Annotated in this window: 16 protein-coding genes; 8 read left to right on the forward strand and 8 right to left on the reverse strand. The window is 72.9% G+C overall.

Annotated features, from left to right (window positions below; genetic code table 11):
- Nucleotides 1–138: 138 nt before the first annotated feature.
- On the reverse strand, nt 139–1,656 hold the full coding sequence (locus LZ495_RS34875; RefSeq protein ID WP_235057148.1) for an MFS transporter: 1,518 nt from the start codon (nt 1,654–1,656) through the stop codon (nt 139–141).
- Between the two features lie 163 nt (nt 1,657–1,819).
- Here LZ495_RS34875 and LZ495_RS34880 point away from each other — a divergent pair, with 163 nt between their 5' ends.
- On the forward strand, nt 1,820–2,200 hold the full coding sequence (locus tag LZ495_RS34880; protein ID WP_235057149.1) for an ArsR/SmtB family transcription factor: 381 nt from the start codon (nt 1,820–1,822) through the stop codon (nt 2,198–2,200).
- A 12-nt stretch (nt 2,201–2,212) separates the two neighbouring features.
- Here the strand turns inward: LZ495_RS34880 and LZ495_RS34885 are convergent, their stop codons facing one another.
- A complete protein-coding gene (locus tag LZ495_RS34885) occupies nt 2,213–3,304 on the reverse strand; it encodes a helix-turn-helix transcriptional regulator (protein ID WP_235057150.1) in 1,092 nt (363 codons plus the stop codon).
- A gap of 117 nt (nt 3,305–3,421) precedes the next feature.
- On the opposite strand from LZ495_RS34885, the gene LZ495_RS34890 reads away from it, so the two are divergent.
- Both LZ495_RS34890 and LZ495_RS34895 read left to right on the forward strand, forming a co-directional pair.
- Complete coding sequence (locus tag LZ495_RS34890) at nt 3,422–3,883, forward strand: SRPBCC family protein (RefSeq protein WP_235057151.1); 462 nt, start codon at nt 3,422–3,424, stop codon at nt 3,881–3,883.
- A 101-nt stretch (nt 3,884–3,984) separates the two neighbouring features.
- Nucleotides 3,985–4,251 carry a hypothetical protein gene (locus LZ495_RS34895; protein WP_235057152.1) on the forward strand — a complete coding sequence of 89 codons (267 nt, stop codon included), beginning with the start codon at nt 3,985–3,987 and terminating at the stop codon, nt 4,249–4,251.
- 75 nt (nt 4,252–4,326) lie between these two features.
- Here the strand turns inward: LZ495_RS34895 and LZ495_RS34900 are convergent, their stop codons facing one another.
- Complete coding sequence (locus LZ495_RS34900) at nt 4,327–5,190, reverse strand: class I SAM-dependent methyltransferase (protein WP_235057153.1); 864 nt, start codon at nt 5,188–5,190, stop codon at nt 4,327–4,329.
- A 435-nt stretch (nt 5,191–5,625) separates the two neighbouring features.
- On the opposite strand from LZ495_RS34900, the gene LZ495_RS34905 reads away from it, so the two are divergent.
- The 3 genes from LZ495_RS34905 to LZ495_RS34915 all read left to right on the forward strand — a co-directional run bounded on the left by LZ495_RS34905 (nt 5,626) and on the right by LZ495_RS34915 (nt 11,992).
- Complete coding sequence (locus tag LZ495_RS34905) at nt 5,626–7,224, forward strand: TROVE domain-containing protein (protein WP_235057154.1); 1,599 nt, start codon at nt 5,626–5,628, stop codon at nt 7,222–7,224.
- A 120-nt stretch (nt 7,225–7,344) separates the two neighbouring features.
- The gene (locus tag LZ495_RS34910; protein WP_235057155.1) at nt 7,345–8,340 is read left to right on the forward strand and encodes an aldo/keto reductase; all 996 of its coding nucleotides are present in this window, start codon (nt 7,345–7,347) and stop codon (nt 8,338–8,340) included.
- A 364-nt stretch (nt 8,341–8,704) separates the two neighbouring features.
- Nucleotides 8,705–11,992, forward strand: coding sequence for a S8 family peptidase (locus LZ495_RS34915; protein WP_235057156.1), 3,288 nt, complete (start codon nt 8,705–8,707; stop codon nt 11,990–11,992).
- 136 nt (nt 11,993–12,128) lie between these two features.
- Here LZ495_RS34915 and LZ495_RS34920 read toward each other — a convergent pair whose 3' ends face one another.
- Nucleotides 12,129–12,944 carry an SDR family NAD(P)-dependent oxidoreductase gene (locus tag LZ495_RS34920; RefSeq protein WP_235057157.1) on the reverse strand — a complete coding sequence of 272 codons (816 nt, stop codon included), beginning with the start codon at nt 12,942–12,944 and terminating at the stop codon, nt 12,129–12,131.
- 190 nt (nt 12,945–13,134) lie between these two features.
- Here LZ495_RS34920 and LZ495_RS34925 point away from each other — a divergent pair, with 190 nt between their 5' ends.
- On the forward strand, nt 13,135–13,716 hold the full coding sequence (locus LZ495_RS34925) for a pyridoxamine 5'-phosphate oxidase family protein (protein ID WP_235057158.1): 582 nt from the start codon (nt 13,135–13,137) through the stop codon (nt 13,714–13,716).
- Between the two features lie 22 nt (nt 13,717–13,738).
- Here LZ495_RS34925 and LZ495_RS34930 read toward each other — a convergent pair whose 3' ends face one another.
- The 4 genes from LZ495_RS34930 to LZ495_RS34945 all read right to left on the reverse strand — a co-directional run bounded on the left by LZ495_RS34930 (nt 13,739) and on the right by LZ495_RS34945 (nt 17,031).
- Entirely contained in the window at nt 13,739–14,581 is an 843-nt protein-coding gene (locus tag LZ495_RS34930; RefSeq protein WP_235057159.1) for an isocitrate lyase/PEP mutase family protein, read from the reverse strand.
- Nucleotides 14,582–14,660: 79 nt separating this feature from the next.
- On the reverse strand, nt 14,661–15,776 hold the full coding sequence (locus LZ495_RS34935; protein WP_235057160.1) for a cytochrome P450: 1,116 nt from the start codon (nt 15,774–15,776) through the stop codon (nt 14,661–14,663).
- Nucleotides 15,777–15,853: 77 nt separating this feature from the next.
- Complete coding sequence (locus tag LZ495_RS34940; protein WP_235057161.1) at nt 15,854–16,516, reverse strand: TetR/AcrR family transcriptional regulator; 663 nt, start codon at nt 16,514–16,516, stop codon at nt 15,854–15,856.
- A 155-nt stretch (nt 16,517–16,671) separates the two neighbouring features.
- Nucleotides 16,672–17,031 (reverse strand): DUF6204 family protein, encoded by a 360-nt coding sequence (locus tag LZ495_RS34945; protein WP_235057162.1) that lies wholly within the window; start codon nt 17,029–17,031, stop codon nt 16,672–16,674.
- A gap of 173 nt (nt 17,032–17,204) precedes the next feature.
- Between LZ495_RS34945 and LZ495_RS34950 the strand changes: the two genes are divergently transcribed.
- Complete coding sequence (locus LZ495_RS34950; protein WP_235057163.1) at nt 17,205–17,921, forward strand: ArsR/SmtB family transcription factor; 717 nt, start codon at nt 17,205–17,207, stop codon at nt 17,919–17,921.
- The last annotated feature ends 5 nt before the right edge of the window (nt 17,922–17,926 follow it).

Consider the following 17,926-nt stretch of genomic DNA (forward strand, 5'->3'; position numbering starts at 1 on the left):
CGGTGGCCGGCCCCCCCCCCACCCCCCCCCCGCGGGGGGGGCCCCCCCGGGGGGGGGCCCCGCCCCCGCCAGGCTTGCGTCCACAGTACCGATATTTGGTCTAGTCCATTCAAGGGCCAGGTCGTGCGGCGCGCCGGGTCAGCGGCCCGCGCCGACCTCGACGCGGTCCTCCGCGGCGGTGTCCGCGACGAACTCCGCGGCGGGCCGCGACTCGTCGGCCGGCGGGCGGCGGAAGGCCAGGGCCGCCACGGCACCGAGCAGGAGGGCGGCGGCCACGATGTAGAGGGCGGTCTGCTGTCCGTCGGCCACGGCCTCGCCGAGGCGGTCGCCGGTCAGGCCGCCGGTGTCCGCGTTGGCGATGGCCACGAAGATCGCCAGTCCCACCGCCGCGCCGATCTGCGAGGTGGTGGAGGCGAGTCCGGAGGCCACGCCCTGCTGGCTCGCGTCCACGCCGGACGCGGCGGCGATCCACATCGCGGTCCACGCGATGCCCTGCCCGATGCCCATGACCACCAGGCCCGGGACGAGCACGCCGTAGGAGCCGTCCGCGGTCACGCCCGCGGCGAGCAGGACGGTGCCGCCCGCGCCGAGCACGAACCCGGTGAGCAGCGAGGCGCGCAGCCCGGCCCGGGTGGTCAGCTTCTCGCCGGCCTGGGTGCCGACGAAGATCGCGACGGCCGGCACCAGGAAGGCGAAGCCGGTCTGCAGCGCGCTCATGTCCTGGACCTGCTGCCACAGGATGGTCAGGAAGTACGGGATGGCGCCGAAGGTACCCATGAACACGAAGGTGATCGCGGTGGCGGCGGCCAGGCTGCGGTTGCGGAACAGCCGCAGCGGCATGAGCGGGTCGGCACTGCGCGACTCGATGACGGCGAACGCGGCGAGCAGCGCCGCGGCCAGTGCGGCGGCGGTCAGGATGCCGCCCGAGGTCCAGCCCGCGGCGGGCGCCTCGACCAGGACGTAGACGAGCAGCGTCAGGCCCGCGGTGACGGTCAGCGCGCCGGGCAGGTCAAAGCTGCGGCGCGGGCCGGTGCGGCGGTCGGCGGGGATGAAGGCGAACGCGCCCGCGATCACCACGGCGGCCAGCGGCACGTTGACGAAGAAGACCGAGGCCCAGCCGAACCAGCCGGTGAGCACGCCGCCGAACAGTGCACCGAGGGACAGCCCGCTGGCGCCCGCGCCGCCCCAGACCGCGAGGGCGCGGTTGCGCTCCGGGCCTTCCGCGAAGAGCGTGTTGACCAGCGAGAGCGTGGCCGGGAAGAGGAGTGCGCCGCCGATGCCCTGCACCGCGCGGGCGGCGATCATCATGCCGGGGTTGACCGCGAGGCCGCCGAGCATGGAGGCGCCCGCATACAGGGCGAGGGCGGTGACGAGGACCGAGCGGCGGCCGAAGAGGTCGGCGGTCCGGCCGCCGAGGAGCAGGAAGCCGCCGAAGGCGACCGCGTAGCCGCTGATGACCCATTGCAGGGACTGCTCGGAGAACCCGAGTTCGGTGCCTATCTCGGGCAGCGCCACGAAGACGATGTTGTAGTCGACCGCGATGATCAGCTGAGCGAAGGCCAGGACGGCGAGGACCCAGCCGAGGTGGCGGGGCCGAGGCTGGGCAGCGGAGTCGGCAGCGGACTCGGGCGGGGAGTCGGGGCGGGACGTGGGCATGGCAGGACCCCTTGAGCGTGGGTGGAGCGAGAGGACTGTACGCGAACAGGCGTACTGAATGACTGTACGAGGATGCTCGTACAGTCGAAAGATCACTGTCAAGCCGCGCGCGGCAAATTGTTCGAACGTTCACGAACGGTCGTAGGCGCGCTATCGTGGGCGCATGGCGCTCTTCCACCCGACGCCGGAGCAGTTCGCGATCGAGAACGTGCTCACCGCGCTCGGCAACCCGACCCGGCTCGCCGTCGTCCGCGACCTCTCCGACGACGGCGAGCACCCGTGCGGCTCGCTCGTCAGGGGCGTCGCCAAGTCGACGATGACGCACCACTGGCGGGTGCTGCGCGAGGCCGGCGTGATCCGCCAGGACCCGTCCGGGCGCGAGGTCATGCTGACGCTGCGCCGCAAGGAACTGGACGCCCGCTTCCCAGGACTGCTGGACGCGGTGCTGCTCGCCGCGGCGGAGGCGGCCGACGCGTGCGCCGAGGCCCAGGCCGCGGCGGCCGCCGAGACGGCCGCGGTCCTGCCGGTGGCGGCTCCGGCCTGACCGGGCCGCGGGTCAGGCGTCGGCGGCAGGTCCGCCGGGGCCGGCGGATTCCACCGCGGGCGCGGGCTCCGCTCCGGGCGAGGATGCGTACATCGCGACCACCGAGCGCGCGTACTCCTCGATGATGCGCCGCAGTTCGGGCGGCCCCAGCACTTCCGCCTCGGGCCCGAGCCGGAGCAGGTCGAGCGCGCCGAACTGCACCGACTCCAGCGGCAGCACCGCGCGTACCCAGCCCGCGTCGTCCGGTGCGCTCGCGGTCTCCGCGACCACGCGCTCGCGCAGCGCGCCGAACAGCGTGCCGACCGCCGCCCGAGCCCGCGGCGACAGCCGGACCATGGCCGGGACGGTGTAGAGGTTCGTCTCGAACTCCTCCGACCACGCGGCCCAGTAGTCGGCCAGCGCGAACGCCGGATCGCGCTCGAAGGACTCGTCCAGCGCCTCGAGTTCGAGGATCCGGCCGATCCGGTAGGTGCGCTCGGCGCGCCGGGGCTCCCCCGACTGCCCGGACTCCCCCGGTCCTGCGGCCGGCGCGGCCTCGACCGCCCGCGCCACGAGGTACCAGACCCCCGCCTTGAGGACGAGCCCGTACGGCTCCACCACGCGCGGCGAGACCTTGCCGCCCCAGCGCCGGTAGGTGATCCGGATCCGGCGCCCGTGCCACACCGCGTTGGCGGCGTCGGCGAGATGCGGCGAGTTCTCCGCGGCGTGGTACCAGCCGACCGTGTCCAGATGGAACCGCTCGCCCGCCCTCGCAGCCCGCTCGCGCAGTTCGGGGGCCAGCCCGGCCATGAGCTTGAGCTGCGCGGACGCCACCACCGCGCCGAGGCCCAGTTCGGCCGCGGGACCGGGCAGGCCGGTGAGCATGAGCGAGTCGGCCTCGTCCGCGGTCAACCCGTTGATCTTCGTACGGAAACCGTCCAGGAGCCGGTAGCCGCCGGCCGGGCCGCGTTCCGCGTACACCGGGATACCGGCCGCGCTCAGCGACTCGATGTCGCGGTAGACCGTGCGCACCGAGACCTCCAGCTCGTCCGCCAGCTCCTGGGCGGTGACCTGGCCGCGGGTCTGCAGGGTGAGCAGGACGGACAACAGTCGGCTTGCGCGCATGCCCCCAGTCTGCCGGGAATCCGCGGCGAAGGCTGACAGAAGATGTCAGGTACGTGATCCACTCTTGGGGCATCCGGGTAACTGCAGGCGATGCCGCAAGACAGCGAGGAGCGACTGATGGCGAACGAAGTGGGCCGGACCAAGGACGTGGGCTTCCAGATCGGCGTCTCCAAGACCCTGCCGTATCCGGCGGAGGTGGTCTGGGAGTTCCTGACCGACGAGGACGGCCTGGCCTTGTGGCTCGGCCCGGGCGCCGAGCTCGCTCCGGACAAGGGCACCGCGTACCGCACCGACGACGGCACCGAGGGCGAAGTACGCGGCTGGCGGGAGCTGGACCGGGTGCGGCTGACCTGGCGGCCGGCCGACTGGGACCACGACACGACCGTGCAGTTCGCGCTGCGCGGCGACGGCGGCAAGACGATGCTGCGGTTCCATCAGGAGTGGCTGGCCGACGGCCGCGAGCGGGAGCGTCAGCGGGAGCACTGGAAGGGCGTCATGGCCGCGGTCGTCGAGGCGCTGCGCGCCGAGAACGCCGCGGCAGCCGGTAGCGACGGCGAAGGCGGCGAAGCGGGCGAATAGGCCGGATCGGAGAATTCACATAACCGGAACGTTGCCTTCCGGGATCTCCGGGTACCAGTCGTGCGTTGTAGCTACAAGGCACGACGAAAGGCGGCGCCGCGATGAGCAATTTCCTCGACAAGGCCAAGGAAAAGGCCAAGGAAACGATGGCCACCGGAAAGCAGAAGGCCGACGATTTCCAGGCCAACCGCGCCCAGGGCGACCTGTACAAGCAGCTCGGCGCGGCGTACTACGCGGAGCAGCGCCAGGGCGCCTCGCACGACGAGGTGTCCCGGCTGCTCGGGCTGCTGGACGAGCACGAGCGGGCGCACGGTCCGAGCACCGGCGACCGGCCCACCGACGGGCCCGGCCCGGTCGGCCTCGCCTGACGGCGCCCCGCGGCCCGGGTGCCCCGGCCGCCGGCCGGGGCACCCGGGCCGCTGCGTGTCCGCGCCTCGGCCGGGTCACTCCCCCGCAGTGCCGGGCCCGAAGCGGATGACGGTGATGGACGGGCGCCGGCTGCGCACCACCGGTATCAGGTGCGCGTGCGGGGCCACGCGCGTGTAGAAGAAGCCGCGCCCGCGGGCCAGCGCCTGGTCCTGGATCTCCACGATGTTGGGGTGCGCTCCGTGCAGCTTCCAGCGCTCGGACGCGTCCATCCCCCACGGCATCGGCGGCGCGACGAACCCCTCGCGGGTCTTCACGCGGCCCTTGACGGTCTGCGCGCTGAACCAGCGCGGCACCGAGTCCAGGACCAGGGTGCCGCCCGGGAAGCGTGCCGCGCAGCGGGCGATCAGCATCCGCACCTCGGCCGGCTGCAGGTACATGAGCAGGCCCTGCGCGGTGACGATGACGCCGCGGGACGGGTCCACTTCGTCCATCCACCGCTCGTCCAGCGCCGAGCAGGCGACCGCGCGCATGCGCTCCTCGTGGGGCAGGAGGCGGCGGCGCAGGTCGACGATCTCGGGCAGGTCCACGGTGAGCCAGCGCATGCGGCCGTTGTCCACGCGCCAGAACTGCGTCTCCAGGCCTTCGCCGAGCGCCACCGCGGTGCCGTCGGGGTGCGCGTCGAGGAATTCGCGGATCTGCCGATCGAAGGTCAGGGCACGCAGCGCCTGGCCCTGTGCACTGCCCATGTCGGCTTTGCCGAAGCGGCGTTCGAACGGGTAGTCGATCGCGTCGAGGAGCTCGACGCCCACCGGGTCGTCCAGCACCGCATCGGGGCGGCGCGCCTCCATCGCCCGGTGGTACAGGGTCCAGAGAAGCGTCTCCGAGATCCCGTCGAGCGCGATGCGCGTCTTCGGGCCGTTCGTGGTCGCAGTCGCCATACCGACCTCCTCCCGTCCACCACGCTAGTCCTCGGCGCCGGAAAATACCTGGTGACGCCCGCGGATTCCGGCCTAGTCTGAGCACGGCTCGGGTGCGCAGGCCACGGTTACTTCTTCCAACGAAACCACCGTGTCCGCTTCCGAACTCCGAGCCTCTGACGCAACGCACCTCCCGGTGCGCATGGCCCGGTTACTTCCTTTCCAGAACACACCGGACCGTCTCTGATCTCGGGAGGACGGGCGTGGAGTGCCCGGTGCGCAGGCATCGGTTACTTCCACTCATAATGGCGCGGTCCCGGGTTCGAGTCCCGGTCGCCGACTCCGGTCGGCGGTAGCTCAGCCGGCTAGAGCACGTTTGTTCCGGAGCCGCTTGGTCCTCGGGCACGCCACGCCCCTCCTCCCTCCGTGACTTCCGATCCCACGGGGGGATTCCGCATGTCCAAGTTCAACAGCCGCAGCGCCGCCGCCGTCCCGGCCGGCCCGGTCCGCGCGACCACGCGCACGCCGGTCGCCACGACGCACGAGGGCGGTGCCGCGTATCTGCGCGAGCAGCGCGGCGACTTGCTGCTGTTCGCGCTCACCAACATGGTCGGCGAGGCCTCCTTCTACGAGTCCGCAGACGAGCGCGACCGCCGGTTCCGCGATCTGGTGCACGACGTCGCGGTCGAGGACCCGGAGTGGATGCACGGCTTCGTGGGCTGGCTGCGCGATGCCGCGGGCATGCGCTCCGCGGCGCTGGTCGCGGCGGCCGAAGCGGTGTACGCGCGGCTGACGTTGGGGCTGCACGGCGGGAACCGGGCGCTGATCGACGCGGCGCTGCAGCGGGCCGACGAGCCGGGCGAGATGCTCGCGTACTGGGTGGCGACGCACGGCCGCAACCTGCCCAAGCCGGTGAAGCGCGGTGTCGCGGATGCCGCGGCCCGGCTGTACACCGAGCGTTCGCTGCTGAAGTACGACACGGCGGCCAAGGGCTACCGGTTCGCCGACGTGCTGGAGCTCGTGCACGCCTCGCCGGCCGCCGACAAGCCGTGGCAGGGACCGCTGTTCAAGCATGCGATCGACCGCCGGCACGGCCGTGACGAGACCGTTCCGGACGCGCTGCGCACGGTCGCGGCGAACCGGGCGCTGCGGGCCGAGGCGGACCGCGACCCGGCCGTGCTGCTGGATGCCGAGCGGCTGCGGGCGGCCGGGATGACGTGGGAGGACGTGCTGTCGCTGGCGGGTCCGCGGCTGCCCAAGGCGGAGCTGTGGGCGTCGATCGCGCCGTCGATGGGCGTCATGGCGCTGATCCGGAACCTGCGCAACTTCGACGAGGCCGGGCTGCCGGACGAGGTGGCCGAGACCATTGCCGCGCGCATCGCGGACCCCGAGGTGATCGCGAAGTCGCGGTTGTTCCCGTACCGGTTCCTGTCCGCCTACCGGGCCGCGCCGTCGCTGCGCTGGGGGCATGCGCTGGACCGGGCGCTGACCGCGGCCACCGCGAACGTCCCGGCGCTGCCCGGCCGTACGCTCGTGCTGGTGGACACCTCGGGCAGCATGTCCTCGCGGGTGTCGGCGCGTTCGGCGGTGTCGCACGCGGACATCGGCGCGCTGTTCGGTGTGGCGCTGGCGCACCGCGGCGCGCAGGTCGACCTGGTCGGCTTCGCGGACGGGCACTTCGCCCACCCGGTGACCCGGGGCGGTTCGGCGCTGCGCGACATCGAGGCGTTCTGCAAGCGGAACGGCGAGGTCGGGCACGGCACCGAGACGGTGGCCGCGCTCAAGGCGGCGTACCGCGGGCACGACCGCGTGGTGCTGGTGTCCGACATGCAGGCCTTCCGGTACGCCGGGCAGCAGGCCGGGAACCTGTCGGTGTCGGATGCGGTCCCGGCGTCGGTGCAGTTCTTCGGGGTGAACACGTCGGGGTACGCGCCGGCGGTCATCGCGAGCGGCACCAAGAACCGGTTCGAGATCGGCGGGTTCAGCGACAAGCTGTTCACGCTGATGGAGTTGCTCGCCCGCGGCCGGGACGCCGGCTGGCCCTGGGAGGGCTGAGCATCGCGTGCGTGTGTCGGGCGCCCCGGAGTGCCGGGGCGCCCGATGCGTGCCGCGATGCAAAACCACGTGCCGAAGGGCTTGCTTCGAGTGCACTCGAATCAGGTTGGGTGGATTTCCATGAAGTACACGCAGCTTGGACGCACCGGACTCAGGGTCAGCCGCATCGTGCTCGGCACGATGAACTTCGGCGGGGTGACCGACGAGGCCGACAGCCACTCGATCATGGATGCCGCGCTGGACGCCGGCATCAACTTCTTCGACACCGCGAACGTCTACGGCGTCGCGGAGAACCGCGGCCTCACCGAGTCGATCATCGGCTCGTGGTTCGCGCAGGGCGGCGAGCGCCGCGACAAGGTCGTCCTGGCCACCAAGGTGTACGGGCCGATGGGCACCGGCGAGACGTGGCCCAACCACGACAAGCTCTCCGCGCTGAACATCCGCCGCGCGGTCGAGGCGAGCCTGCGTCGGCTGGGCACCGACTACATCGACGTCTACCAGTTCCACCACGTCGACCGGGCCACGCCGTTCGAGGAGATCTGGCAGGCCGTCGACGTGCTGATCCAGCAGGGCAAGGTGCTGTACGCCGGGTCGTCGAACTTCCCCGGCTACAAGATCGCGCAGGCCAACGAGATCGCCGCGCGCACCGGCCGGGTGGGCCTGGTCAGCGAGCAGTGCTACTACAACCTCGCGGTCCGGCAGGCCGAGATGGAGGTCATCCCGGCCGCGCAGGAGTACGGGCTCGGGGTGATCCCGTGGTCGCCGGTGAACCAGGGGCTGCTCGGCGGGGCACTGCGCAAGGAGCGCGAGGGCACCAGCGGGGCGCGCACGAGTGCGGGCCGCGCCGCGCAGGCGCTCGCCGACCCGGTGGTGCGGGCGCAGATCCAGGCGTACGAGGACCTGCTCGACAAGCACAGCCTCGACCCGGGCGAGGTGGCCCTCGCATGGCTGCTCGGGCGGCCCGGGGTGACCGGTCCGATCGTGGGTCCGCGGACCGCGGAGCACCTCGAGTCCGCGCTCCGGGCGGTCGAACTGGAGCTGTCCGACGAGGTATTGGCCGGGCTCGACGAGATCTTCCCGGGCCCGGGTCCGAGCCCGGAGGCGTTCGCCTGGTGACCCGCGGATCGGCGGCCCGGTCCTGGTGACCCGGGCCCCCCGGAGCAGAGCGCACCCGGAGGCGCCCCGGGCGGGGGCGCGTCCCCTGTGCGCCCCGCGCCCGGCCGCCGCGCGCGGGGGGCCGGGCCCGCCGATCTGCTTCCCGAAGCGTTCCGCGGCCGGCTCCCGGGCCGGCCTCCGGCGGCCGACACACCGCCCGTGAACGGATTTCGGCCGTTTGCCATTTCCCGAGCAACCCGCTCGCCCCGCAGTGGAGTCAGAGGGGCGGATGGCCGCTCGCCGACCTGGCCGGCCCTCCGCTGACCCGAAGCGCGGCGAGAGGACGGCAATGGCCGGCAGATATCCCCCTTCACGACGGTTGACGGTGGCCTTGGCCGTCGGCGCGATCCTGGCCGCCGTGCCGGGACCCGCACATGCGGCACCGCCCAAGGCCGGTGCGGCGAATTCCCCGGGGAAGTCGTCGCACACGAGCGTGACCCTGGTGACCGGCGACAAGGTGGCCGTGGACGTGTTCGCGGACGGGCGCCGGGCGTACACCGCCAAGCCCGGACCGGGCCGCGAGGACGTGTCGTTCCTGCGCTGGAACCGCGGCGACGCGGTGACGGTCGTCCCCTCGGACGCCGTCGCGCTGCTCCGCAGCGGTGTGCTGGACCCGCGGCTGTTCGACATATCCGGTCTGGTCCGCCAGGGACTGGACGATGCGAAGGCGCCGGTCCTGCCGCTGATCGTGAAGTACGCGGGCGGTGCACCGGCGGCACGCGGCGAGTTGTCCCGGATGTCCGCCCCGGGCCGTGACCTGCCCAGCATCCAGGCGCAGGCGATCGGCACGCCGAAGGCGGCCGCGGGGCAATTCTGGGGCTCGGTGACCGCGGGGAGCACCGATCCCAAGGCCCGTTCGCTGAACCCGGGCGTCGCACGGGTCTGGCTCGACGGGCGGGTGGCCGCATCGCTGGACCGCAGCGTGCCGCAGGTCGGCGCGCCCGCGGCGTGGCAGGCCGGGTTCACCGGCGCGGGGATCACCACGGCCGTGCTGGACACCGGAATCGACGCCGCGCATCCGGACCTGAAGGACGCGGTCGCGGAGGCGGTCGACTTCACCGGCACCTCGCCGAGCGCCGCCGACGGGCACGGCCACGGCACGCACGTAGCGTCGATCATCACCGGCAGCGGCGCGGCGTCCGCCGGGCAGTTCAAGGGCGTCGCACCGGACACCCGGCTGGTGGTCGGCAAGGTCCTCGAGGACACGGGCTTCGGCAGCGAGTCCGGGATCATCGCGGGCATGGAGTGGGCCGCGGGCAAGGCCAAGGTCGTCAACATGAGCCTGGGCGGCGGTCCGAGCGACGGCACCGACCCGATGTCGCTGGCGGTGAACGCGCTCAGTGCATCGACCGGCGCGCTGTTCGTCATCGCGGCGGGCAACACGCCGGGCAGCGGCACGGTGAGTGCGCCGAGCACCGCGGATGCCGCGCTGAGCGTGGGCGCGGTCGACGCGGACGACCAGCTGGGGTGGTTCTCCAGCCGCGGCCCGCGGTACGGCGACTACGCGGTCAAGCCGGAGATCACCGCCCCGGGCGTGGGGATCGCCGCCGCGCGTGCCGCCGGGACTTCGCTCGGCGAGCCGATCGACGACGCCTACACGCGCGTGGGCGGCACGTCGATGGCCACCCCGCACGTCGCGGGCGCCGCGGCGATCCTGGCGCAGCAGCACCCGGACTGGACCGGTACGCGCATCAAGGAGGCGCTGACCGGATCGGCGAAGCCGACCGCGGACCTGCCGGTGTTCGCCCAGGGCACCGGCCGCCTGGACGTGGCCGCTGCGGTGCGCGGCACGGTGACGGCAAGCCCGTCCGCGGTGTCGGCGTTCCTGCGCTGGCCGACCCCGGCCCCGGTGGCCAAGACCGTCAGCTACCGCAACGACGGGGATGCGCCGCTGGTCCTCGACCTGGCAGCGGCCGTGGCGAACGGCTCGGGGCCGGCATCGCTGGTGCGGGTGGACACGCCGCGGCTGACGGTCCCCGCGCACGGGACGGCGGAGGCGCGGCTGAGCATCGACCCGGCGGCCGGTCCGGCGGGCGTGTACGGCGGCCTGCTGACCGCCACCGCCGCGGACGGAAGCGTGGTGGCGCGTACCGCACTTGGCGTGTACCTCGAGGACGAGGTGTACGACGTCCGGATCGACTCCTTGAACCGGGCCGGCGAGCGGCTCACCGCGGGTGCGCTGGTCGTGACCGACCTGGCCACCGGGCAGCAGTACGAGCCCGTGGTCTCGGGTGAGCAGTACATCGCGCGCGTGCCCAAGGGCCGCTACAGCATCGACGGCATCATCATCACGCCCGCGACGACCAGCCGGCCGCGCGATCTGACGCTGATCTCCCGGCCGGACGTCGCCGTCGCGGGCGAGGCCTCGGTCACCCTGGACGCACGCACCGGGCGACCTGCGCCGATGACGCTGGACCGCCCTGCGGCCCGACTCGACTACCGCGAGATGACGCTCTACCAAGTGTTCGCGGAGAACTACGAGTTCGGCCTGACCATCACGACCATGCAACCGGCCACCGAGCTGTACGTGGCGCCCACGGCACCGGTCACGTCGCGGACCTTCTCGCTGCGCCAGCAGGCCTTCCTCACCGAACCCGCGGCCGGATCCGCACCGCCGCGGGCGTACAACCTGACCCGCAGGGTGGACGGCGGCATCCCGAACGACGCGGCGTTCCGCTCGCGGGTGGCCGAACTGGGCTCTGCCGATGTGCGCATCCACAACCAGGGCATCGGGACGCAGTCCGGCGGGATGTCGCGCCTGGCCGGATGGGACGGAGAGTCCAGCTATTCGGGCTGGTTCCACGACCTGCAGTTCCCCAGTGTCTGGAAGGAGTACTTCAGCGCCCCGGAAGGCCTGTCGTGGCTGGGCCACTTGAGCGGGGACACGATGGCCGAGGAGGCGCAGCCGACCCGCTACGCGCCCGGTGCGCACCGCACGGTCACCGAGCAGTGGAACCGGGCGACGGCGTCGCCGATCGGCTGGTTCCACCAGTGCGGCGAGGACGCCACCATGATGGTCAAGCCGTACTCGGCGGCGGTCGCCGGGCACCAGCTGGACTGGTGGGGCAACGGCAGCGGGACGCTGACGCTGCTGCGCAACGGCGAGGAGGTCGGGCGCGTCGAGGGCACCGAGGCGTGGTTCACCGGACTGCCGCCCGGCGCCGCGGACTTCACGCTGCAGATGCACGCCGACCGCGGCGACCCGTCGGCGATCCTCGCGAACGAGGTCGACACTACGTGGACGTTCCGCTCCGCGGCTCCCGAGGGCGACTGCGGCGACCTGGCCAACCCGCTGCTGCAGATCCGGATCGACGGGAACTTCGATCTGGAGAACAAGGCACGCGCCGACCGGCCGATGCCGCTCACCGTCGCCATCGAACGCCCGAACGGACCCGCGCCGGCGATCCGGGACTTCAAGCTGGAGGCCTCGTTCGACAAGGGCTCCACCTGGAAGCGCGTCCCGGTCCTGTCGATCGGCGGCAAGCGCCTGGCGCTGGTCCCGCCGGCGCCGCAGGGCAGCAGCGAGTGGGTCAACCTGCGGGCCACGGCGCGCGACGGCCAGGGCACCACGGTGACGCAGACCGTGAGCAGGGCGTACGGGCTGCTGCGCTAGCGAGCGGATCCGGTGACCCGGCCCGCCGGTGATCCGCTGATCTGCTGATCTGCTGATCGGTCTGCTGATCGGCTGATCTGCTGACTCGGCAAGGCTGTCGGCCGTCCCCCGGGATTCCGGGGGACGGCCGGTCCGTTCAGGCCGGATCCCCCTCGGCGGCCGAGCGGGTGATGCCGAGCGCGCCGGCGATCAGGTCGCTGAGGCCGGTGCGGGTTCCCGCCAGGAACCCGCCGTCCACGGCGATGGCCTGGCCGGTCACGAACGACGCGTCGTCGGAGGCGAGGAACAGCGCCGCGGCGGCGATTTCGTCGGGGCGTCCGAAGCGGCCGAGCATGTGGAGCTCGCGGTACTGCTCGCGGTATTCGGTCATGTTCCCCGAGCCCATGACGGCCCGGAACATGGGTGTGTCGATGAAGCCGGGGCAGATGGCGTTGACCCGGATCCCGGCGCGGCCGTAGTCGATCGCCATGTTCTTGGTGAGCGTGACGACCCCGCCCTTCGAGGCGTTGTAGGCCGACCCGCCCTCGGTGCCCTGCAGCCCCTCGACGCTGGAGATGTTGACGATGCTGCCGGACTGCTGCCCGATCATGACGCGCAGCGCATGCTTGGCGACCAGGAACGTGCCCTTGAGGTTCACGTCGATGATGCGGTCCCACTCGGCGGTGTCCAACGCGTGCACGACGCCGCCTCCGGAGACGCCCGCCGAGTTGACCACGACGTCGAGTCGGCCGTGCTCGGCGGCGATCTGCCCGACGGCCGCGGCCACCGCCTCCTCGTCGCGTACGTCGGCCTCCAGCAACGCGGCGCCCGGGAACGCCTCTTCGGGCTTGCCGAGGTCGAGGCCGACGACCGTCGCCCCTTCCGCGGTGAAGCGCTCCACGCATGCGAGGCCGAGCCCGGATGCCCCGCCGGTCACGAGCGCCACCCTGCCGTCCAGCCTGCCACCGGTCATCGTCGCCTCCTGGCCAATCCCCGCGTCGTCGGTCGTGCGTCTGGCCGGGGGACGCTAGACCATGCGGGTGCGAGCAACAAGAGAATCGTGTGTGCACTCTGGCTTTGTCGCCGCCGCGTCATAACGTGGAGGGCTTGCCCGGGGCGGATGCCGCCGCCCCGGGGCGCAGCGACGGGAAGGGAGAGCTGCCATGGCGCGGTGGGACGATGTGGTGAAGGCGGAGCCGGCATTCGCGGACGAGGTGGCGAAGGCCTTCGACGCGTTCACCCACAAGACGATCGCCACGCTGCGCGCCGACGGCTCTCCGCGGATCAGCGGCACCGAGTCCCGGTTCATCGGCGGCGAATTGTGGTTCGGCAGCATGCCGGGCGCCGTGAAGGCGCGCGACCTGCTGCGCGATCCGCGGTTCGCGGTGCACGGCGGTACCGGGACCGAGGCCGGCCCGGAGTGGCGCGGGGACGCGAAACTCGCCGGGCGGGCGGTCGAGGTGACCGACGAGGCCGTGAAGAAGGCGGTCTTCGGTGCGTGGGGACCGGAGGAGGCCGGTAAGGACGGTGCCGGGGAGAACGGCACAGGGGCCGGTTCGGACGGCAGTTCGGACGGCGGTTCGGAAGGTGGTTCGGAAGGCGCCGAAGACCCGGAGCGGCCTTCGCACTTGTTCCGCGGCGAGGTGGACGAGGTCGTGATGACCACGCTCAACGAGGCACGCGACGGGCTGGTCATCCGGGTCTGGACCGCGGACCGGGGGCTCCGCATCATCGAGCGGCAGTAGACGGAGGACGGCACTCGTCCTGTCAGGCCTCGTCGAACGCGTCAGCCAGGCCCAGGGCTTCGGCGTAGCTGGGCACGCCGCTCCCGGCACCGGACGTGTCGGTGCCCGCCACGATCGCCGCGGCCAGCTCGACGGCGCTGTGCAGCGCGGCCCGGAAGAGCAGCGATCCGCAGCTGATCCGGGCGACGCCCAGCTCGGCGAGGCGCGCGTACGTGTGCCGGCCCTGCGCATACAGGACGTTGAGCGGCGCGTCGGTGCTCTTGACGACTGCGGCGATGGTCTCGTCGTCGGGCAGCGACGGGACGAACAGGCCGTCCGCGCCTGCCTCCACGAAGGCGGCGGTGCGGTGCAGGGTCTCGGCGAGCGGGTCGCCGTGCGCACCGCTCAGCCAGTAGGCGTCCGTACGGGCGTTGACGAACATCGCGGGGGCGGCGGCTTTGATCGCGGCGATCAGGTCGACTTGCCGGGCCAGGTCGGTGAGGGAGCCGTCGGGGCGGCCGTCCTCGATGTTGAGTCCGGCGATCCCGGCGGCGGAGAGCTCGGCGGCCAGCGCGCCGACACTGTCCGGGTCGGTGCTGAAGCCGCCCTCGATGTCGACGGTCACCAGGACCGGGAGTTTCGCGAGTCCGCGGGCCAGGGCCACCGTCTCGTCGCGCGTGGCGCCGGCGGCGTCGGGCTTGCCGCCGGCCACGGCGACACCCAGGCTCGTCGTCCCGATCGCCGCGAACCCGCGGGCGGCCAGGGCGGCTGCGGAGGCGTGGTCCCAGGCGTTGGGGAGCATCAGCGGCCGGTCGGCGTGATGGAGCGCGCGGAACGCCGCGTACCGGGCGGCGGGGTCGGTCGGGGCGGGGGTGGCGGCGGACATGGCTGGCTCCTGGGTGTCGACGGCCTGAACGGGAGGGCAGGGACGGGAAGTACGGTGTCGAGGACGGCGGGGGTGCGGCTCAGCGCGGGACGACAATGAGCCGGGCCGGGATGCGCAGGTTGGCGGACGGCTCGTAGGACAGGTCGCCGGGTTCGCGGACCCAGGCGTCGAGCAGCGGTTCGAGGACGCCGCAGGCCAGCGCGAGGGCGTGGTCGTGGCCCGGGCAGGGCCGCAGCCCGTGGCCGAAGGTGAGGTGTGCGGTGGCGCCGCGCCCCGGGTCGAACTCGTCCGGCCGGTCGAAGACTTCGGGGTCGCGGTTGGCCGCGGCGAAGTCGAGGGCGAGGACGGTTCCGGCGGGCAGGACGCCTCCGGCCGCGTCCGTGGACTCGCTGATCCCGCCGATCCCGCGGACCTCGCTGATCTCGCCGGCCTCGACGGTTTCCGCGACTCGGCGGCGGGTGCCGCGTACCGGCGGGTCGAGGCGGAGCGTCTCGTGCACCAGAGCCTCGATCGGCACCGCACGGTAGGCGTCGGACGTCAGGACTGCGGCCGCGGTGTTGCCGATCAGCCCGGCCGTCGCGTCGCAGGCCTGGACGAGGATGCCGACCAGGTTCGCGGTCCGCTCGGCGTCCGCACGGCTCGTGGCGTCGGCTTCAGTGCCGATGCCAGTGCCGGTGCCGGTGCCAGTGCCGGTGCCAGTGCCGGTGCCGTCCGGGGCGAGCAGTGCGGCGAGCTCGGCCAGGGCGGTGTCGGCGGTGCGTACGGTGCCCTCGTCGGCGCCCGGGTGGTACGCGGCGGCGACGCGCGCCGTGGCCTCGGCCAGGACATCGAGTTCGCCGGGGTGGACGCCCAGCGCGGCACCCAGGATGCGCAGCGGCACGCGGCGGGCCAACTCGGCGGCCACGTCGAGGCGTCCGGGCGCCCCGGCCAGGCGGGCGAGCGTCTCGCGGCGGGCTGCCTGCCGCAGGTCCGCGGGGGTGATGCCGGCCAGTTCGGCCACGACGATTCCGCGGCGGCGGGCGTGTGATTCCCCGTTGGCGAACCGGGCGACGCTGCCGCGGAGCCACCCCATGCCGTCGCAGGCTCCGACCGCGGCCGGAACCTCGAAACGCGGGTCTTCGAGGATCGCGGCCACCGCGGCGTGGCGCCGCACGGCCACCACGTCCTGACTTCCCGGTGCAGTCATCGTCGTCATGCCGTGGACAGTAGGCCCCGGACACTTCGGTGCCCGCCGAACTGTCCGCTGCGACCGGTGCGGCCGCGTTCCGTGTCCTAGCGGCCGTCAGCCGCGTGCGCGGCGAACCCGGTCAGCATGACGTCCAGGGCGAAGGCGAACTGGTCGTCCAGTCCTACCTGCTCGCCGTCCGCGGCGCGCAGCAGCGGGAAGGTGCCCTCCGGTGCGGCGCGGACGAGGTGGAGGTAGGAGCCCGCGGGCGTGGGACCCTGCGCGCGGCGCAGCACCACGGCGCGGACGTTGGCCTGCACGATCTCGGCGAGCACCGCGAGGCAGCGGAGTCCGGCCTGCGGGGTGAACCCGTCGCGGACCATGACGTGCAGGATGCGCTCCACTTGGGCGAGTTGGCGGCTGCCGGGGGCGCCGTCGAGGAGCACGTAGCCGATCGGATTGGCGCGGGCCAGCAGGGCATCGCGCATGACGTGCGCGAAGGCGGTGAGCCAGGTGCGCCAGTCCGCGTCGTCGGCGGGCATCCAGGCCTCGTCGAGCGCTTCCTCGAGGCGGGCCGCGGCGACCAGCGCGACCATTTCCTCGCGGTCGGCGACGTGGTGGTAGAGCGTGCCGCGCGGCACGCCGAGGCGGTCGGCGACGGCCTGCATGCTGAGCGCGGTGCCGGAGGCGTCGAGTTCGAGTGCCGCGGTCACGATCATGTGCTGGTCGATCAGGGCCGGACGGCCGGGCCGTCTCTTGCTCTGGTCCATCTGCCGCCTCCCGAGTCCGCGTACCGGTGCCGCACGGCGTGCGCGGTGACCCGGGTCCTGCATGGTGCGGGGATCAACTTTAGTTTCCGGCGGATCGCCCTCGCCGGGAGGGCGTCCTGCCGCGGATCCCTTCCCGGAGGCCGGTCGCGGTGCGGTCAGGCGTCGCCGCGGGCGGCCGCGCGGCGCTGGCGCTTGGCGAGCGGAGCTTGGGAGAGGTCCTCGGCCTGCGACCGCAGGTTCTTGTACGGGTAGCCGCGTTCGTCGAGCCATGCCGCCGCGGCGGTCTCGGCCCGCTCGGTGGCGTGGAGGATGTCCTCTTCGGCCTCGCCGGAGTCGAGGAAGCGGAAGGTGAAGGCGGGGCGGGCCGCGATGTCGTACGTCAGGTGGCCTTCCGCGGTGAAGGCGGCGTGCAGCACATCATGCTCGGCGGCCCGTGCCTGGAGTTCGGCGCGCTGGTCGTCGCTCAGGCCGTCGAAAACGCCGCGGACCATGATGCGGAAGGTGCGGGTGCTCATCCGGCGACCATATGCGAGCGGCCGACCGGTCGGCATCGCGTTTTCCGGCGACGCGCCGCGTGCCGTGTCCGGTCGGGTCGGGTCGGAGGCGGGTCGGGGTCGGGATCGAGGACGGAGGGCCAGTCCGGGACGTTTCGGTGAGTGCCGACATATGCGTGCGGCATGCTGGCGTCATGACGCGCACCGAACGCTCCGCCCCGCAGCTCGCCGCTCTTGCCGCGCTGCTGGCCGATCCCACCCGGGCGGCCATCTGCCTGGCACTGCTGGACGGCCGCGCGTGGACCGGCGGGGAGCTGGCCCGGCATGCCGGAGTCGCCCCGTCCACGGCGAGCGAGCACCTGACTCAGCTGGTCGCGGGCGGGCTGCTGGTCGAGGAGCGCCAGGGCCGCCACCGGTACGTCCGGCTGGTCGACGCGCAGACCGCCCAGCTGATCGAGGACCTTGCGGCGTTCGCCGGGCCGCCGCCCGAACCGGCCCCGACGCTCCGGGCGCGCTCGGCCGGCGAGGCGCTGGCCCGGGCGCGGACGTGCTACGACCACTTGGCGGGGCGGCTCGGCATCCTGATCACCGATGCCATGACCGAGCGCGGACTGCTTTCGCAGGAAGCCGGGTTCGCGCTGACCTCCGACGGTCTGGGCTGGTTCGCCGCGCAGGGCATCGACCTGCCGGCGGCCCGGGCCGGCCGGCGCCCGCTCGCGCGGCCCTGCCTGGACTGGACGGAACGCCGTCCGCACCTGTCCGGGCTGTCGGGTGCGGCGCTGTGCGAGCACGCGCTGAGTGCCGGGTGGTGCGTGCGGATCGGGTCGCAGCGGGCCCTGAAGGTGACCGACGACGGGACGCGGCAGCTCCGCGACCTGCTCGGCATCGAACCTGAGGCGCTGCAGATCTGACGGGG

It is taken from the genome of Yinghuangia soli (assembly GCF_021502675.1).
GTDB lineage: Bacteria > Actinomycetota > Actinomycetes > Streptomycetales > Streptomycetaceae > Yinghuangia > Yinghuangia soli.

Bases quoted from the DNA above. Each gene is read 5' to 3' on its own strand.
- LZ495_RS34890 (WP_235057151.1), top strand. From the start codon at position 3,422: ATGGCGAACGAAGTGGGCCGGACCAAGGACGTGGGCTTCCAGATCGGC.
- LZ495_RS34950 (WP_235057163.1), top strand. From the start codon at position 17,205: ATGACGCGCACCGAACGCTCCGCCCCGCAGCTCGCCGCTCTTGCCGCG.
- LZ495_RS34940 (WP_235057161.1), bottom strand. From the start codon at position 16,516: ATGGACCAGAGCAAGAGACGGCCCGGCCGTCCGGCCCTGATCGACCAG.
- LZ495_RS34875 (WP_235057148.1), bottom strand. From the start codon at position 1,656: ATGCCCACGTCCCGCCCCGACTCCCCGCCCGAGTCCGCTGCCGACTCC.
- LZ495_RS34885 (WP_235057150.1), bottom strand. From the start codon at position 3,304: ATGCGCGCAAGCCGACTGTTGTCCGTCCTGCTCACCCTGCAGACCCGC.
- LZ495_RS34925 (WP_235057158.1), top strand. From the start codon at position 13,135: ATGGCGCGGTGGGACGATGTGGTGAAGGCGGAGCCGGCATTCGCGGAC.
- LZ495_RS34900 (WP_235057153.1), bottom strand. From the start codon at position 5,190: ATGGCGACTGCGACCACGAACGGCCCGAAGACGCGCATCGCGCTCGAC.
- LZ495_RS34880 (WP_235057149.1), top strand. From the start codon at position 1,820: ATGGCGCTCTTCCACCCGACGCCGGAGCAGTTCGCGATCGAGAACGTG.
- LZ495_RS34895 (WP_235057152.1), top strand. From the start codon at position 3,985: ATGAGCAATTTCCTCGACAAGGCCAAGGAAAAGGCCAAGGAAACGATG.
- LZ495_RS34935 (WP_235057160.1), bottom strand. From the start codon at position 15,776: ATGACGACGATGACTGCACCGGGAAGTCAGGACGTGGTGGCCGTGCGG.
- LZ495_RS34920 (WP_235057157.1), bottom strand. From the start codon at position 12,944: ATGACCGGTGGCAGGCTGGACGGCAGGGTGGCGCTCGTGACCGGCGGG.
- LZ495_RS34945 (WP_235057162.1), bottom strand. From the start codon at position 17,031: ATGAGCACCCGCACCTTCCGCATCATGGTCCGCGGCGTTTTCGACGGC.
- LZ495_RS34930 (WP_235057159.1), bottom strand. From the start codon at position 14,581: ATGTCCGCCGCCACCCCCGCCCCGACCGACCCCGCCGCCCGGTACGCG.
- LZ495_RS34905 (WP_235057154.1), top strand. From the start codon at position 5,626: ATGTCCAAGTTCAACAGCCGCAGCGCCGCCGCCGTCCCGGCCGGCCCG.
- LZ495_RS34910 (WP_235057155.1), top strand. From the start codon at position 7,345: ATGAAGTACACGCAGCTTGGACGCACCGGACTCAGGGTCAGCCGCATC.